The organism is Micromonospora sp. NPDC002575, from assembly GCF_042889525.1.
Classification (GTDB): Bacteria; Actinomycetota; Actinomycetes; order Mycobacteriales; family Micromonosporaceae; genus Micromonospora; species Micromonospora carbonacea.
Map to the genome: position 1 here is coordinate 90,324 of NZ_JBIARA010000014.1, position 15,705 is coordinate 106,028.

At 71.1% G+C, this 15,705-nt stretch carries 13 protein-coding genes and 1 pseudogene; 12 read left to right on the top strand and 2 right to left on the bottom strand.

Annotation, left to right across the window (positions count from 1 at the left end; all coding sequences use genetic code 11):
- Positions 1-36 precede the first annotated feature (36 nt).
- The 7 genes and pseudogenes from ACFYWL_RS21185 to ACFYWL_RS21215 form a co-directional block, all read left to right on the top strand.
- Positions 37-945 carry a carbohydrate ABC transporter permease gene (locus tag ACFYWL_RS21185; protein WP_386975198.1) on the top strand — a complete coding sequence of 303 codons (909 nt, stop codon included), beginning with the start codon at positions 37-39 and terminating at the stop codon, positions 943-945.
- Positions 945-1,856 (top strand): carbohydrate ABC transporter permease, encoded by a 912-nt coding sequence (locus ACFYWL_RS21190; RefSeq protein WP_386975200.1) that lies wholly within the window; start codon positions 945-947, stop codon positions 1,854-1,856. The genes ACFYWL_RS21185 and ACFYWL_RS21190 overlap by 1 nt, the downstream gene beginning before the upstream one ends.
- The gene (locus ACFYWL_RS21195) at positions 1,856-2,923 is read left to right on the top strand and encodes an ABC transporter ATP-binding protein (protein ID WP_386975202.1); all 1,068 of its coding nucleotides are present in this window, start codon (positions 1,856-1,858) and stop codon (positions 2,921-2,923) included. The genes ACFYWL_RS21190 and ACFYWL_RS21195 overlap by 1 nt, the downstream gene beginning before the upstream one ends.
- The gene (locus ACFYWL_RS21200; RefSeq protein ID WP_386975204.1) at positions 2,923-3,999 is read left to right on the top strand and encodes an ABC transporter ATP-binding protein; all 1,077 of its coding nucleotides are present in this window, start codon (positions 2,923-2,925) and stop codon (positions 3,997-3,999) included. The genes ACFYWL_RS21195 and ACFYWL_RS21200 overlap by 1 nt, the downstream gene beginning before the upstream one ends.
- A gap of 100 nt (positions 4,000-4,099) precedes the next feature.
- Entirely contained in the window at positions 4,100-5,560 is a 1,461-nt protein-coding gene (locus ACFYWL_RS21205) for an NAD-dependent succinate-semialdehyde dehydrogenase (protein ID WP_386975206.1), read from the top strand.
- Positions 5,561-5,698: 138 nt separating this feature from the next.
- Positions 5,699-6,916 (top strand): iron-containing alcohol dehydrogenase, encoded by a 1,218-nt coding sequence (locus tag ACFYWL_RS21210; protein WP_386975208.1) that lies wholly within the window; start codon positions 5,699-5,701, stop codon positions 6,914-6,916.
- Positions 6,917-7,000: 84 nt separating this feature from the next.
- Positions 7,001-7,096 (top strand): annotated as a pseudogene (locus ACFYWL_RS21215) (DNA-binding response regulator); the annotation flags it as partial.
- A 353-nt stretch (positions 7,097-7,449) separates the two neighbouring features.
- Here the strand turns inward: ACFYWL_RS21215 and ACFYWL_RS21220 are convergent.
- Positions 7,450-8,121 carry a LuxR C-terminal-related transcriptional regulator gene (locus ACFYWL_RS21220; protein ID WP_386975210.1) on the bottom strand — a complete coding sequence of 224 codons (672 nt, stop codon included), beginning with the start codon at positions 8,119-8,121 and terminating at the stop codon, positions 7,450-7,452.
- A 777-nt stretch (positions 8,122-8,898) separates the two neighbouring features.
- A complete protein-coding gene (locus tag ACFYWL_RS21225; protein ID WP_386975212.1) occupies positions 8,899-10,056 on the bottom strand; it encodes a hypothetical protein in 1,158 nt (385 codons plus the stop codon).
- A 411-nt stretch (positions 10,057-10,467) separates the two neighbouring features.
- Here ACFYWL_RS21225 and ACFYWL_RS21230 point away from each other — a divergent pair, with 411 nt between their 5' ends.
- Genes ACFYWL_RS21230 through ACFYWL_RS21250 form a run of 5 tightly spaced genes read left to right on the top strand, consistent with a single transcriptional unit; the run spans position 10,468 to position 15,684 of the window.
- Positions 10,468-11,799, top strand: a complete 1,332-nt coding sequence (locus tag ACFYWL_RS21230; protein WP_386975214.1) for an ATP-grasp domain-containing protein — start codon at positions 10,468-10,470, stop codon at positions 11,797-11,799.
- The gene (locus tag ACFYWL_RS21235) at positions 11,796-13,085 is read left to right on the top strand and encodes a type III PLP-dependent enzyme (RefSeq protein ID WP_386975216.1); all 1,290 of its coding nucleotides are present in this window, start codon (positions 11,796-11,798) and stop codon (positions 13,083-13,085) included. Before ACFYWL_RS21230 ends, ACFYWL_RS21235 begins: the two co-directional genes overlap by 4 nt.
- 25 nt (positions 13,086-13,110) lie before the next feature.
- On the top strand, positions 13,111-13,383 hold the full coding sequence (locus ACFYWL_RS21240) for an acyl carrier protein (RefSeq protein WP_386975218.1): 273 nt from the start codon (positions 13,111-13,113) through the stop codon (positions 13,381-13,383).
- 1 nt (position 13,384) lies between these two features.
- Entirely contained in the window at positions 13,385-14,752 is a 1,368-nt protein-coding gene (locus ACFYWL_RS21245; protein ID WP_386975220.1) for an MATE family efflux transporter, read from the top strand.
- Entirely contained in the window at positions 14,749-15,684 is a 936-nt protein-coding gene (locus tag ACFYWL_RS21250) for a 3-oxoacyl-[acyl-carrier-protein] synthase III C-terminal domain-containing protein (RefSeq protein WP_386975222.1), read from the top strand. Before ACFYWL_RS21245 ends, ACFYWL_RS21250 begins: the two co-directional genes overlap by 4 nt.
- Positions 15,685-15,705 lie beyond the last annotated feature (21 nt).

Sequence of the window (15,705 nt, forward strand, 5' to 3'; positions counted from 1 at the left end):
GACCCCGTACCTGCGACGACCGACCGTCCCGGGCAGGTGGCGTCTGCGACGCCGCCTGCACCGGGCCGGTCCCGCGGGCTGAGCGACCGCGGGCTCGCCGTGGCCTTCGTCTCCCCCGCGCTGCTGCTGTTGCTCGCCATGTCGGTGTTCCCGTTGGTGTGGGCGTTGTACCTGTCCTTCACCGACTACTCGGCCACCCGTGGGGGGCCCGCCAGTTTCGTCGGGTTCGGGAACTACACCGCCATCCTGACGTCGGCGCAGGTCCACCAGCGGGCCCTGACCACGTTGATCTACGTGGTCGGCGCGGTCGCCCTGCAGACCGGGCTCGGTTTCGCCATCGCCTACCTGATCAGCCGGCGCACGCACGGGCGGGGACTGCTGACCACGCTGTTCCTGGTGCCGATGATGCTGTCGCCGGTCGTGGTCGGCCTGTTCTGGCGATTCATGCTCGACGCGCAGTTCGGCGTGATCAACAGCATGCTCGGCTCGCTCGGTCTGGGGCAGGTGGAGTGGCTCACCCGGCAGCGAACGGCACTGGCTTCCCTGATCGTGGTCGACACCTGGCAGTGGACGCCGTTCATCATGCTCATCGCGCTCGCGGGCCTCACCGCGGTTCCCAAGTACCTGTACGAGGCCGCCTCGATCGACCGGGCGTCCGAGTGGTTCCGGTTCCGCACCATCACCCTGCCGCTGGTGTGGCCGCTGCTCCTCATCGCCGTGTTGTTCAGGGCCATCGAGGCGTTCCGGCTGTTCGACCTCGTCTACATCCTCACCAGCGGAGGCCCGGGTGTCTCCACCGAGACGTTGTCGTTCCACGTCTACAAGGTCGCGTTCCTGGGCTTCAACACCGGGACCGCCTCGGCGTACGGGATCCTCATGGTCCTCGTCGTCATCGTCCTCACGCAGCTCTACCTGCGCTACCTGAACAAGCTCAAGGAGGGCTGATGGCCGTCTCCGTCGACGAGGCCGTGTCCGCGGGTCCCGCCCGGGACCGCCGGCCTCCCGCGCGCCGCCGCGGCGGCCGGGGCCGCTCCGTGCTGGAGGTCGCGCTGCTGACCGTGCTGGCCGTCGTGATGCTCTTTCCGGTGCTGTGGATGATCGAGACATCCATCAAGGAGAACCGGGACGTCTACGCCATCCCGGCCGAGTTCTTCGGCTTCACGGTCACCATGGACCATTTCAGGGACGTGTTCGTCGCCCCCGGCGGCGGTCGCTCGGCCCTGTCCGCCTCCTTCCTCAACTCCGTCCTGGTCGCCGGGGCCTCCACCGTGCTGGCCACCGTGCTGGGGGTCCCGGCTGCCTGGGCCTACTCGCGCTTCGCCCTGAAGGCCAAGAAGGACCAGCTGTTCTTCATCCTGTCCACCCGCTTCATGCCGCCCGTGGTGGTCGTGATCCCGATCTTCCTCATGTACCGCCAGGTCGGACTCATCGACAGCAAGCTCGGCCTGATCCTCATCTACGCCGCGTACAACGTCCCGTTCACGATCTGGATGATGAAGGGGTTCATCGACGAGGTGCCCGCGGAGTACGAGGACGCCGCCATGCTCGACGGCTACACCCGTCTCCAGGCGTTCTGGAAATTCACCCTTCCCCTGCTCGTGCCCGGCATCGCCGCGACGGCGGTCTTCGCCCTCATCTTCTCGTGGAACGAGTTCGTGTTCGCCATCTTCCTGACGTCGAGCGACGACGTGCGGACGGCCCCACCCGCCATCGCCGGCCTCATCGGGGGCACCACCGTCGACTGGGGCCTCGTGGCCGCCGCCTCCGTGGTGTTCGCCCTGCCGGTGCTCGTCTTCGCCTACCTGGTGCGCAAGCACCTCGTCGCCGGCGTGACCCTCGGGGCGGTGCGACGCTGATGGCGGGCATCGAGGTGAGCGCCCTGCACAAGCGCTACCCGGACGGGACGGTCGCGGTCGAACACGTGGACCTGTCCATCGGCGACGGCGAGCTGTTCGTGATGCTCGGTCCCTCGGGCTGCGGCAAGACGACCACGCTGCGGGCCATAGCCGGCCTGGAGAGGCAGACGACGGGCGACATCCGCATCGGCGACACGCTGGTCAACGACCTGCCGCCCGCCGAGCGCGACATCGCCATGGTGTTCCAGTTCTACGCCCTCTACCCACACCTGAGAACCCGCGACAACCTGGCGTTCCCGCTGCGGGCCGAGGGCCTGCCCAAGTCGGAGGTGCGCGAGCGAGTCGACGAGGCCGCCCGGCTGATGCGGCTCGGCCCGCTGCTGAACCGGCGACCGCGCCAGCTCTCCGGCGGGGAGCAGCAGCGCGTCGCCCTCGCTCGCGCCCTGGTGCGACGGCCGCGCGCATTCCTCATGGACGAACCTCTCACCAATCTGGACGCGGAGCTGAGAGCGGACATGCGTACGGAGATCAAGCACCTGCAGGGAGAGCTGGGGACGACGATGGTCTACGTCACCCACGACCAGGTCGAGGCGATGTCGCTCGGCCACCGGATCGCCATCCTCAACAAGGGCCGCGTCGAGCAGATCGGCACGCCGCTGGAGGTCTACGACCGTCCCGCGAGTCTCTTCTGCGCCGCGTTCATCGGCTCCCCGCCGGTGAACCTCATCGAGGTGGAGGTGGCCGACGGGAAGCTGCGCGGCCAGGGCGGACTGGTCCTCACGCCACCGCCGGGCCTGCCGCGCGACCGTCGCCTGGTCGCAGGCGTCCGGCCGGAGGCGCTGGAGGTCACCGCACCGGGGGCGGAACGTTCCGTCCCGGCCCGCGTGGTCTCGGCGGAGTGGCTGGGCGACGAGATCATCTACGTGGTCGACCACGGCGGCCAACGCGACGTGCGCGTTCGGATGCCGCCGACCGTACGGTTCGCCGCTGACGCACCGGTCGGGCTGCGGCACACCGGCGGGACCCCGACGGTGTACGACGTGCGCACGGAAGAGCTGGTGGCCTGATGGGAACCGTGGCAGCGCACGGGCTGTGCAAGTCCTTCGGCAAGGTCCAGGCCCTGGACGGGGTGACGCTGGACGTGCCGGACGGCTCGTTCTTCGTCGTGCTCGGGCCCTCCGGGGCAGGCAAGACGACGACCCTGCGAGCGATCGCCGGCCTGGAGCAGCTCGACGCCGGGACGGTGCACCTGGACGGCCGGGACGCGACCGGTGACACCCCGGCCGCACGCGACCTGGCCATGGTCTTCCAGAGCTACGCCCTCTACCCGCGACACACGGTGTACGAGAACATCGCCTCGCCGCTGCGGGCGCGCCGCTGTTCGTCGAGCGAGATCGCCGCTGCCGTCGAGCGGATGTCGAGCCTGCTGCACATCGAACGTCTGCTGCGGCGGCGACCCGCGCAGCTGTCGGGCGGCGAGATGCAGCGGGTCGCCCTGGCCCGGGCGCTGGTCCGTCGCCCGCGCGCGTTCCTCATGGACGAGCCGCTGACGAACCTCGACCTCAAGCTCCGCGTCGAGATGCGCACCGAGCTCACCCGCATCCACCGCAGCCTCGGGGCGACCTTCGTCTACGTGACCAACGACCAGGTCGAGGCCCTGTCCATGGCCGACCAGGTCGCGGTCCTCAAGGAGGGAAAGGTGCAGCAGGTCGGCACGCCGACCGAGGTGTACGAGCGTCCCGCCAACCAGTGGGTCGCGGGATTCGTCGGGAGCCAGCCGATCAGCCTGCTCGCCTGCCACGCCGAGGGCGACCGGCTGGTCGGCGCGGAGGGCTGGACGCTGCCGCGGCCCCGGTGGGCCACCGCCGAGGACGGTCGTGCGCTGCTGCTGGGCCTGCGCGCGGAGGACCTGTCCGTCGAGCAGCGTGGAGACGCGTCGTTGTCGGGGGAGCTCTACGGGCTTGAGCCGCTCGGTGACCGAACGGTGGTCGACGTCCGGGTGGGGACGCAGATCCTCAAGGTCAAGGCGCGCCCCACCGTCACCGGTACGCCGGGCGAGCGGCTGCTTGTCACGGTCGACCTGGACCGTGCGCACCTGTTCGATGCGGGCACCGGGCTGTCGCTGTCCGCGGCCGGGCGGTGACCGCGCCGCCGACGAGGGCGGGTGCGGCGTCCGTCCACGCGCACGGCGCGGTCGCTGAGGCACGCCGGACATCACCAAGAACATCACAGGAGGCGACGCAATGAGTGACCCGATGACCGTCCTGGCCCCCGAGCACCGGCGGCTGCGGATCGGCGACGCCTGGCGCGACGCCACGAGCGGCGCCACCTTCGCCGTCGAGGACCCGGCCACCGGCAGGGCCATCGCCGAGGTGGCGGATGCCGACGTCGTCGACGGGCTCGCCGCCCTGGACGCGGCCAGCAAGGCAATGGCCGAGTGGGCGGCGACCCCGCCGCGGAGACGGTCGGAGTTGTTGACCGCGACGTACCGGGCGCTGACCGGCCGGTCCGAGGAGGTCGCCCGGCTGATAACGCTCGAGATGGGCAAGCCGCTCGCCGAGGCCCGGGCAGAGGTGGCCTACGGCGCCGAGTTCTTCCGGTGGTTCGCCGAGGAGGCGGTGCGCGTCGAGGGGCGCTACAGCACCGCTCCCGCGGGCGGATATCGCATCCTCACCGTGCCGAAGCCGGTCGGACCGTGCGTCTTCGTGACGCCCTGGAACTTTCCGCTGGCCATGGGCGCCCGCAAGATCGCTCCCGCGCTGGCTGCGGGCTGCACGACGATCACCAAGCCGGCGGCCCAGACGCCGCTGACCATGCTGCTCCTGGCCCGCATCATGGAGGAGGTCGGCGTGCCCCCGGGCGTCGTCAACGTGGTGACCACCAAGCGCTCCGGCGAGGTGGTCTCCGCGCTGCTGGCCGACAGTCGCACCCGCAAGCTGTCGTTCACCGGGTCGACCGAGGTCGGGCGCGTGCTGCTCCGGCAGGCTGCGGACAACGTGCTGCGTACCTCGATGGAACTGGGCGGGAACGCGGCCCTGATCGTGTGCGCCGACGCCGACCTGGACGTCGCGCTCGACGGCGCCATGGTGGCCAAGATGCGCAACATCGGGGAGTCCTGCATCGCGGCCAACCGGATCTACGTCGAGGAGCCGGTGCGCGAGGAGTTCACGGCGCGCTTCGCCGAGCGGATGGGCGCGCTGTCGGTGGGCCATGGTCTCGACGACGGCGTGGACGTCGGTGCGTTGATCGACGACGCCTCGGTCTCCGCGATCGACGGGCTCGTCGCCGACGCGGTCGAGCGCGGCGCCCGGGTGCTGGTGGGCGGCGCGCGTCCGGACGGGCCGGGGCACTTCTACCCGCCCACCGTCCTCGTCGACGTGCCCGACGACGCGCGGATGCTGCGGGCGGAGATCTTCGGCCCGGTGGCGCCGATCATCTCGTTCACGTCCGACGACGAGGTGCTGGCGAAGGCCAACGACACCGAGCACGGCCTGGTCGGATACGTCTTCACCCGTGACCTGCAGCGGGCGCTCCGGTTCGCCGAGGGGCTGGACACGGGGATGGTCGGCATCAACCGTGGTCTGATCTCGGACCCGTCGGCTCCGTTCGGGGGCGTGAAGCAGTCCGGGATCGGCAAGGAGGGGTCGCACGAGGGCATCCTCGAATACCTCGACCTCACCTACGCGGCGATCGACCTGCCGTGACCGGGCCGCTGTTCCGGTCGCCCGGCGCACGCGCCCGCGCCACCCGGGCGGCCCGCCCCGCCGACGCCGTCCCGGTCCCGCAGGCGACCCGGACGTCCGCCCAGCACATCGCCGCCGACGTTCCGGAGAGGCACCGACATGCTTGAGACCGTCCGCGGACCACGCCAGCTGATAGTGGGCGAAGGGGTCGCGCAGAACATCCCACGGGTGGTGGCCGAGAGTGGCTCGCGCGTCCTCATCGTGACCGACCGGGTTCTTCTCGGGCAGCCGGGCGTGGCCGGGATCGTGGCCGCCGTGCGGGAGAGGGTCGAGGCCGTCGAGGTGTTCGCCGACGCGACCCCGGACGTGCCGCTCGCCGACGTCGACCTGGCCGTCTCGGCCGCCGCGAAGGTGGACGCCGACGTGATCCTCGCCATCGGGGGTGGCACGGTGATCGACCTCGCCAAGATCGTCGGCGTCATCCGACGCCACGGTGGGACGCCCCGCGACTTCTACGGCGAGTCGAAGGTGCCGGGGCCGACCTTTCCTCTCGTCGCGGTCCCGACGACGTCAGGCACCGGCTCCGAGCTCACGCCCGTCTCGGTGTTGACCGATCCGGACCGCGAGCTGAAGGTGGGGGTCTCCAGCGTCCACATCGTGCCCGACTTCGCCATCGTCGACCCCGAACTCACCTACACCTGCCCCGCGACCGTCACCGCCCACTCCGGCATCGACGCGTTCTGTCACGCGGTGGAGAGCTACACCGCGCGACCCCGGGCCCTCGGACCGCGCGACCCGGTGGAGCAGGTGTTCCTCGGCCGCAACCCGATCACCGACCACTACGCGCTCCTGGCCGCGGAGCGGATCGCCCGTAGCCTGCGGCGTGCGGTCAGGGACGGGGGCGACACGGACGCGCGCGCGGACATGTCCTATGGGTCCATGCTCGCCGGGCTCGCCTTCTCCCACGCGGGCAACGCGGCCCCGCACGCTCTCCAGTACCCCATCGGCGCGGCCACGCACACGCCGCACGGCCTGGGCGTCGGGCTGCTGCTGCCCTACGCGCTGGACGCGGCCAGGGACGCCATCAGCGACCGGTTGGCCGTCCTCGCCGGGGTGTGCGGGCTCGACGTGGCCGACGCCTCGGATGCCGAGGCCGCAGACGCGTTCCTCACCTGGCTCGACGGGCTCCTTGCCGACATCGGCATCCCGCCGACCTTGGCGGACATCGGCGTGGCCCGCGCCGACCTCCCGCGCTTCGCGGAGATGGCCAGCGGCGTCACCCGCTTGATCCAGAACCATCCGGGCCCGACCGACACCGCCAGCCTGACCGCGATCCTCGAAGCGGCCTGGACCGGGGATCGGCCCCGACACGCCTGACCGCGAGCAGCGCCGGTGGTCCGCGCGCGCCGAGCACGGCGGCGTGGCGGGTGTCGGCGGGCGGGGGGTCAGCCACTCCCCCCGACGGTGAAGGCCCACGTCTCGCACTTCCTGACCAAGCTGGATCTCGACGACCGTACCCAGATCGCCCTGCTCGTCCACGACGGCCGGCTCCGCTGACGACAGGCTGATGGAGGACTCCCGGTCGACGCTGGAACAACACCCGCCGCGCCCAGCTCAGTCTGCGCCGGTCGCATACTGAGCGTGACCTCGCTGGTGTTTGCACGTTGTCGGAGACTCCATGCAAACCCAGCGAGGTCCACACCGCACGGGGGGCCTCAACCCGGACGGTTACCGACAAGGCCCACGGCAGACCTGCCGACAGCCCGACGGGATCGGGTCGAGCAGGGATCTCTGCCGCGCAAGCCGGACGTGCCGTGGGTCCGCTCGCGCCGGTGGCCCGAATGCTCGGCGGACCGTCGGCTTCGTCGAGGGTGAGCGCTCACACAGGCGACGCGGTGCGACTGGAGCGTTCACAGCAGGGACGGTTCGATCAGCCCCGATTTGATCGCGGTGACCACGGCCATCGTCCTGTTCGGCGAGCCGAGCTTGAGCAGCAGGCTTGCCACCAGGCGTTTCGCTCCGTGGTCGGAGATGCTCAGTCGGCGGGCGATCTGCTTGTTGCTGAGCCCGTCGGCGAGCAGCGCCAGGGTCTCGCTCTCCCGGCTGGTCAGCTTGGCCAGTCGGGCTGCGCGGGCGGGCAGCGGAGCCGCCGCGCGCCGGATCAGTTCGCTTGCGAGTCGGGCCGGGATCTGGCTCTTGCCGACGGCCACCCGGCGGACCGCCTCGTCGATGCTGGTGGGGGTCAGGTCCTGGCGGGCCAGGAAGCCGTGGGCCCACGGGGGCGCGTCCTTGAGCGCGGTGCGCAGGTCGGTCGCGTCGACCAGGACGAGGACCTTGGTCTGGACGCCGTCCGGGAGCTGGCAGCTGCCGTAGCCGGCCTCCGCGATGATCAGAATGTCGACCGGCGTGGTCGACATGAGCTGGCAGGCCTGTTCCCAGCTCTCGCAGTAGATATCGTTTTCGACGATGGCGAGGTCGTCCAGTATGGAGTCCAGGCCGCGGCGCACGAGCTCATTGCTGGCGCAGACGGCGACGGTGAGGTGGAGGTCGACCGGCACTTCCCGCGATCCGATCTGGGTCATCGCTCGCGAATTCCCTTCAGGCCGCGGTTCGGCCGGGGCTGGTCGCCAACTGGGTGCGGAGAGAACGGCGGGAGCGGCAGCGCGGTTGCGGGACCGTATGCGGTGTTGCCGAACCGTGATCGGTGTCCCGAGTCTTCGCTGCTGAGCCCTCCGAAGGAAGGCAGACTTTCGAAATCCACTGCGGATCCCCCTTCGTCACCAGCCGACCACGGTTTCCCCCGCTGTGGCGTGCGGCGGTCGGCGAGCTTCTGTCCTATATAGACAACCCTCCACGGGGCCGTTGGTCAACAGTTGGCTCATGTGAAACGGCTGAGTGGGTGGATAGATCTTGAGGCTCGGGATATTAATTGACTGTTGTCACTGTTTTGGGTAACGTTCCGGATTTCGAGCATGATGACCACCTGGGCGGGGTGACCGGGTGCGCCCGCGGTGTCCCCTGCCGGCATGTTTCGAGGCGTTTCGGCTGATCGGGATTGGTGGCTGCGTGGTTCATCCGGAGCTACCGACGTTCTTGTGGGTCAGGTTCCATGATCGTTCGGACGGCGGTGGGCAGCGGCCGGCGCGGCGCATGGTCGAGGGTCAAGGCGACGCCGCCGGCCGGGCGGCGACCTGGTGGCCGAGCGGGCACCGCAGGCGGTCTACTGCCTGGCCCCCACCTCGTGGCGTGGGCACGGGGCGGCCCTTGCGGTGGCGATGGATTCCACGGCGCCGGACGGTCGCGGCTCCGGGCGTCGGCCTGCCGCGCTGTCCGGCGGCGCGACACGGGCTTGCGCCCGGTCAGCCGACGCCGAGCCCGTGACGGTCCGACACGTCGCCCTGCCCGGCCCAGCGGTCGGCTACCTCGACCAGCCGATCGAGGTAGCCCAGTGGGTCGGGGTCGGCCAGCAGCCGGTCGGTCCGGGCCGGGCACGGGCAGCCGTCCCACGCCATCGCCGGGGCCAGCGCATCGGCCCGGGGGTGCAGCCGGAATGCCGACAGCGCCTCGACCAACACCGGACGGCACAGCTCACAGCTGTCCGGCCGGGACTGCACGACGTCGTCCAGCTGTGGGTTGAACCAGGAGATGTCGAGGTCGCCGCAGCCGTCGGGGCCGATGGCGTCGTCGGCGCACGCGGCGAGCAGCCGGACCAGCATCCACAGCGTCGGCGGTTCCCACAGCCCCTGATCGTGCGCCCAACCGAGCAGGGTGCCGGCCTTCGCGCTCAGCGGGAAGACCATCTGGGTGCGGTACCCGGCCGCCCGCGCGCCGCGCACCCCGGCCAGCGTGTCCAGGTAGGCTTCCCTCGGGGACAGGCCCAGGCCGCCGAGGGTGATGTTGGCGATCGGGTCGAAGCCCAGGTCGAGCAGCGTGCCCGCGGTGTCCAGGTAGGCCTGCTGGCGGGTCGGCTTGAGGTGGCACATGGAGCGCACCTGCGGATCCCACGACTCGACGCCGATCTGGCACACCAGCCGCGTGCCGGCGGGGAAGTGCCGCCGCAGCCGGTCGAGCTTGTCGCGGTCGCAGACCTCGGGGCGGCTCTCGAACGCGAACGTGGCCGGGTGTCGCGCGGCTGCTGCGCGCAGCAGCCGGTCCCGCATCTCCGCAGGCACCTCCCGCTCGTCGAGCAGGCTCCCGGACGGCGAGAGATACAGGCAGGCGGCCTCGGGAACAGTGGCCAGTTTGCGCTCGACCGAATGTGCGACGACCTCCGGGCGGATTTCCGGGCCGATGCCGTAGTTGCACATGCTGCACTGGCCGGCCCGGTCGTACGTGCAGCCTCGGGTGCGGAACCAGAACTGATACATCTGGTACTCGCTGCGCGGGACGCCGAAGGTCACCGGATAGGTGCGCAGGAACACATTGTTGTACTCGGGGTAGAGCGGGCGTCCAGCACGAATGGCAATGTTCGCGCGGACCAGCGCGTGCCGAAGGCGACGTTTCTCCGAATCGTTCATAGAAATTGCTCCCGCGTCCGGTTGGTGGTTGTGCGCCGACCGCCCGGATACGAGGAATCGGTATCGCCTTTAGGCACCCGTGGCCGGTGAGGACGCCGCTTCGGGCATCCCGGGCAAGCCTCGAACCAATTGGCTCGATTCTTCCCCGGCCATGCTACGCAGCGCTGGCGAGATCGCCCCCGGTCGTGCGGGGCACACATTCGGGCGATGGTCCGGCGCGACCGGCGGCCATACCCGATCAGCCGGGTTCGGAAGTGCGCGCTTCCCGTCCTTACCCCGGCTCACACCGGGTGCCTATGTTGATCGGCGTCATCCGGCAGCTTGAACGCAGACGGGACGGGACACGTGGCGCAGACTCCACCAGATTTCCTCGGACGGATTCGGTCCGCGCTCGGTGCGCCCGGGCCACTGGTGCTGCTCGGCAACTTCGAGGTCGAGGACCAGTGGGCCCGGGAACAGCCGGGCCTGCCGCGGCTGTCCTCGGCCGGCAGCCGTGCCGTGGTGAACCGGATGGACGAGTTCGCGCTGCTGCTCGGCGACGCGGGCGACACCGTGGTCCTCAAGGCGGCCCCGGACCCGGACTACCTGGCCTACCTGCACGAGCTCGAGCTCCCGGTGCCGCGGGTGCTGGCCTGCGGCACCCAGGATGCCCAGCAGACCGTCACCGAGGACGCGCTGGCCGACTCCCGGCTGGTCGACGAGCTGCGCCTGCTCGCCGCCGACGGCGCCCGGCTGTGGCCGCACGGTGTCTCCGCGGTGGAGGAGAAGCTGGCCGAGGCCGCCGGCCTGCCCCTGTGCGCACCGGACGCCCGGCTGTGCATCCGGGTGAACAGCAAGATCTACAGCCGGCGCATCGGCGACGAGCTGGGACTGCGCCAGCCGACGGGCTGGGCGTGCGACACCCTCGACGAGCTGGAGGAGATCGCCGGCCCGGTCGCCGACCTGCTCGCCGCCGGCCGCCGGTTCGCGGTGAAGGACGCCCTCGGGGTGTCCGGCCGGGGCATCACCCTGGTGGACGACGTCCGGCGGTTCGAGCGGCTGTGCCGGATGATCCTGGCCCGGGAACGACGGGCCGGTTCCAGCCGGGCCGACGTCGTCGTCGAGGAGTGGGTGGCCAAGGAGACCGACCTCAACTACCAGGTGACGGTCGGCCGCGACGGGGCCGTCCACCTCGACTTCGTCAAGGAGGCGATCACCGAGGGCGGGATCCACAAGGGTCACCGCATCCCGGCCCGGTTGTCCGGGGCACAGGCCGCCGAACTGGCCGAGGTCGCCGCCGCGGTCGGCGCGCGCCTGCACCGCGACGGGTACTTCGGCGTGGCCGGGATCGACGCCATGATCGACCCCGACGGCCGGCTCTACCCGTTGGTGGAGATCAACGCCCGGAACAACATGTCGACCTACCAGGTGGGCATCCAGGAGCGGCTGATCTCGCCGGACGCGGTCGCGCTGGCCCGGCACTACCCGCTGCGGCTGCGCCGGCCGGTGGCCTTCCACCGGCTGCGGTCGGCGCTGGGCGAACTGCGGTTCGAGCGCCGGACCGGCGCAGGCTTCCTGGTGAACAACTTCGCCACCATGAACGCAGCCGCCCCCTCACCCGGCGACGGCCACGACGAGGCGGCCCGCCCGACGTTCGACGGCCGGCTCTACGGCATGGTCATCGGTCGCTCGGCCGACGAGGTCGCCGAGCTGGACCGGCGGGTGGGCGAGCGCCTCGCCGAGCTGGTCGGCGGTGCGGCATGACCGACACCATCGGCGGTCTGGCCGTCACCGACCTGGCCCGCGAGTTCGGCACGCCGCTGTACGTCTACGACGCCGACGTGCTGCGCGAGCGCTATCGGCAACTGCGCGAGGTGCTGCACCCCGACGTGGGGATCCTGTTCTCCCTGAAGGCGAACCCCAACGTGTCGATCTGCGCGGTCCTGCGGTCGCTCGGGGCCGGAGCCGAGGTGTCGTCCCTGGCCGAGCTGCTGATCGCCGGCCGCGCCGGGGTCGCCCCGCAGGACACCATCTTCCTCGGACCGGGCAAGTCCGTCCAGGAGATCGACGCCTGCCTGGCCGCCGGGGTGCACGCCATCGTCTGCGAGTCGTGGGGCGAGCTGGCCGAGATCGACGCGCTCGCGGCCCGGCGCGACACCGTCGCCCGGGTCGCGCTACGGATTAATCCGTCCTTCACCGTCAAGGGCTCCCGGCTGACGATGAGCGGCAAGCCACGGCAGTTCGGCATCGACGAGGAACAGGCGCTGGAGGCTGCGGCGCGGGTGGCCGGGTTGCGCAACGTCCGGCTGACCGGCGTGCACGTCTACATGGGAACCCGCATCCTGGCCGAGGAGGTGGCCGCCGAGAACACCACCCGCATCCTCGACCTGGCCGAGCGGGTCGCCGAGCGGCTGGGCTTCGAGCTGGAGACGGTGGACGTGGGCGGCGGCCTCGGGGTCGCCTACTTCGACGGCGAGCGCGACCTGGACCTGCGCCGGCTCGCCGACCTGGTCAACCCGGCGTTCGCGGCCTTCCGGGCCCGGCACCCGCGGACCCGGCTGTTCACCGAGCTCGGCCGCTTCCTCACCGCCGAGTCGGGCACCTATCTGGTGCGGGTCCGCCAGGTCAAGGAGTCCATGGGCGAGTGGTTCGCGGTGACCGACGGCGGGACCCACCACCACATGGCGGCGGTCGGCGTCGGCTCGTTCGTCAAGCGGGACTTCCCGATCCGGCTGCTCGGCCGGGAGGCGACCGAACCGGCCCCGAACTGGCGGGTCACCGGCCTGTTGTGCACCCCGAACGACACCCTGGCCACGCACACGCCGCTGCCGCCGCTGCGCCCCGGCGACCTGCTCGGGGTGCTGCGCTCGGGCGCCTACGGGCCCACCGCCTCACCGGTGCTGTTCCTCAGCCACGGCCATCCGGCCGAGGTGCTGGTCGACGCCGGGCGGCCGTACCTGATCAGGGATCGGGACCGGCCCGCCGACATCGTCGACCGGCAGCGCCTGTACGAGCCGGCGTCCGTGGCGTCCTCCGCCTCCACCCCCTGAACCCTCCTTACGGAAAGGCACAGGCATGACGAACACCGAAGCCGCTCTGACGCAGGCGCACACCCGTGTGGTCGACACGCTCGCGGAGATGATCCGACGCGACGCCGGCGCGCTGAGCGCGGACAAGCGCATCGTCGACGACCTCGGGCTGGACTCGACGAGCATCCTTGAGCTGCTGATGAAGCTGGAGGACGAGTTCGGGGTCGAGTTCGACCCGGACACGTTCGAGCCGCGTCACTTCGAGACGATCGGGACGCTCACCGAGTACGTGGCCGGTCAGGCCGAGGAGCAGGAGTAGCATGGCCGACCGCAGCGGCTTGGTCGCGGCCGACCGGTCCGAGACCCGACGCGCCATCGCCGGGCTGGCGCTGCCGATGACGATCGCCGACGTCGTGCTGTTCGTCGAGATCATCGGTGTGGTGGCGCTGCTCGGCCGGGTCAGCAACGAGGCGCTCTACATCCGGTCGTTGACCATGCCGATCCTGCTGCTGTTCGTCGCCATGAGCACGGCGTTCGCCATCACCTACCAGGTCATGGCGTCGATCAGCAGGGGACGCGAACGACCGGAGGACCTGGTTCCGACCGCGGTGGCGCTGTTGCGGGTGTTCGTGGTCACCGGGGTCGTGCTGTGCCTGGTGCTCTACCTCGGCTCCCCCGCGCTGGGCGCGCTGCTGGACGTGCCGGAGGCCGAGCGGGCCGAGTTCGTCCGGTTCCTGCGCTGGACGTCGCTGGCCAGCCTGACCGTGGTGCTGCCGGCGCTGTGCTCGGCGGCGCTGCGCGGGTTCGGGCACGCGCGGGCGGCCGCGGTGGTCACCCTCACCAGCGCGGCGGTCGAGTTCGCCCTCGTCGGCCTGCTCGGCTTCGGCACCGGGCTGGGGCTGTTCAGCGTGCCGATCGCGACCACGGTGGCGAGCGCTGCCGCGGCGGTCCCCGGCCTGTGGCTCATGCGTCGCCACCGGCTGTGGGGGCGTCTCACCGGAGTGCCGGTGCGCGGCGAGGTCGCCGGCTTCCTGCGGGGCGTCGGGCTGCCGGTCGCCCTGTCCTACGTGCTGATCTCGCTGTTCAACGTGGGCATGTTGTGGGTGCTGACGCCCTTCGGCCCGGACACGATCTCGGGCTACGCCGCGGCGTCCACGCTCCAGGCGTTGATCATCATCCCGGGCATCCAGCTCGGCGGGGCGACCGCGATCGTGATCAACCAACGGCGCGGCGCGGGCTCGGTGGACCGGGCGGAGCAGATCCTGCGCGCCGGGCTGGAGCTCACCTTCGTCTTCTACGCGGTGGTGGCGGCGGTCATCTGGCTGCTGCGCGACACGGTCGGGCGGATCGTCTCCGACGACCCGAGAGTGGTCGCCGCGGTCGGGCTCTACATCGGCGTGGTCGCCCTGACCTACGTGGCGCAGGGACCGGTGCTGGCCTCGCTGACGTTCCTGGAGCACATCGGCAACGGCACGCTCGCCCTGCTGCTCAACGTCATCTACTTCGCCGAGATCGTCGTCATCGGCGGGGTGCTGGCGCGGGCCCTCGACGACCCGACGGCGCTCTACGCGACCGCCGCCGTGGGCAACGTGGTCGGCCTGGCCGTGGTGGTGATCGCCGTTCGCCGGGTGCGCCGGATGCGCCCGGTGACCATGGTCGACGCCCCGCTTTCCGGCGGTCCGCGATGACGTCGCTGGTCGCGGTGGCGAGCCACATCCCGGAGGCGACGGTGCCGGTGGGCGCGTTCCTGCGCGAGCACGGCATCCCCGAGCCGCGGGTACGAATGTACGAGCGATTCTTCGGGTTCGACCGGATCCCGCTCGATCCGGCGGCCGGTCCGGCCGACCTGCTGGTCGCGGCGGTCAACGGGCTGCCCGACTTCGCCGCGTACCGGCCGCGGATCCGCTACGTGATCCAGGCGCGGACCATGCCGGTGGTCGCCCCGCACCCGGTCAACCCGCTCGCCGAGGCGTGCCGGCGGCTGGGGCTGGAGGGAACCACCGCGATCTGTCTCACCCAGCACGCCTGCGCCTCCGGGCTGCTGGCCGTCGAGGTGGCCGGAGAGCTGCTGGCCGCGGACCCCGATCCGCAGGCGTTGGCCCTGCTGGTGGCCGGGGAAAAGGCGTTCACCACGGCGGCCAAGGTGTTGGCCGACACCGGCGTCATGGGCGAGGGCGCGGCGGCGGTCCTGGTCGCGGCCGGCGGGGATCGGGACCGGATGCTGTCCTACGCGACCCGCACCTGCGGGAAGTTCCACCGCGGCGCCTGGCTCGACGAGGAGCTGACCGCGGCGTTCCACGACGAGTACCCGGCGCTGCTGGCCGAGGTGATCGACGCCGCGGTGCGCAGCGCCGGGCTCGACCTCGACGACATCGCGCTGATCCTGCCGCACAACGTCAACCGGATGTCGTGGCTGCGGGTGCTGCGGCTGCTCGGCGTGCGCGGCGCCGATCGGCTGTTCATGGACAACCTGGCCGGCTGCGGGCACTGCTTCGGGGCCGACAGCTTCATCAACTACCGGACCGCGGTCGACGCCGGACGGCTGCGGCCCGGCGACCGCTACCTGATGACCTCGGTGGGGCTGGGAGCGACCTTCTCGGCCATGGTCCTCGAGCACTGAGCCCGGTCGCCGCCGCACCGA

What these genes read in the sequence shown, in the direction of transcription:
- ACFYWL_RS21200 (WP_386975204.1), top strand. Translation starts at nt 2,923, where the DNA reads ATGGGAACCGTGGCAGCGCACGGGCTGTGCAAGTCCTTCGGCAAGGTC.
- ACFYWL_RS21240 (WP_386975218.1), top strand. Translation starts at nt 13,111, where the DNA reads ATGACGAACACCGAAGCCGCTCTGACGCAGGCGCACACCCGTGTGGTC.
- ACFYWL_RS21225 (WP_386975212.1), bottom strand. Translation starts at nt 10,056, where the DNA reads ATGAACGATTCGGAGAAACGTCGCCTTCGGCACGCGCTGGTCCGCGCG.
- ACFYWL_RS21195 (WP_386975202.1), top strand. Translation starts at nt 1,856, where the DNA reads ATGGCGGGCATCGAGGTGAGCGCCCTGCACAAGCGCTACCCGGACGGG.
- ACFYWL_RS21235 (WP_386975216.1), top strand. Translation starts at nt 11,796, where the DNA reads ATGACCGACACCATCGGCGGTCTGGCCGTCACCGACCTGGCCCGCGAG.
- ACFYWL_RS21245 (WP_386975220.1), top strand. Translation starts at nt 13,385, where the DNA reads ATGGCCGACCGCAGCGGCTTGGTCGCGGCCGACCGGTCCGAGACCCGA.
- ACFYWL_RS21210 (WP_386975208.1), top strand. Translation starts at nt 5,699, where the DNA reads ATGCTTGAGACCGTCCGCGGACCACGCCAGCTGATAGTGGGCGAAGGG.
- ACFYWL_RS21190 (WP_386975200.1), top strand. Translation starts at nt 945, where the DNA reads ATGGCCGTCTCCGTCGACGAGGCCGTGTCCGCGGGTCCCGCCCGGGAC.
- ACFYWL_RS21220 (WP_386975210.1), bottom strand. Translation starts at nt 8,121, where the DNA reads ATGACCCAGATCGGATCGCGGGAAGTGCCGGTCGACCTCCACCTCACC.
- ACFYWL_RS21250 (WP_386975222.1), top strand. Translation starts at nt 14,749, where the DNA reads ATGACGTCGCTGGTCGCGGTGGCGAGCCACATCCCGGAGGCGACGGTG.
- ACFYWL_RS21205 (WP_386975206.1), top strand. Translation starts at nt 4,100, where the DNA reads ATGAGTGACCCGATGACCGTCCTGGCCCCCGAGCACCGGCGGCTGCGG.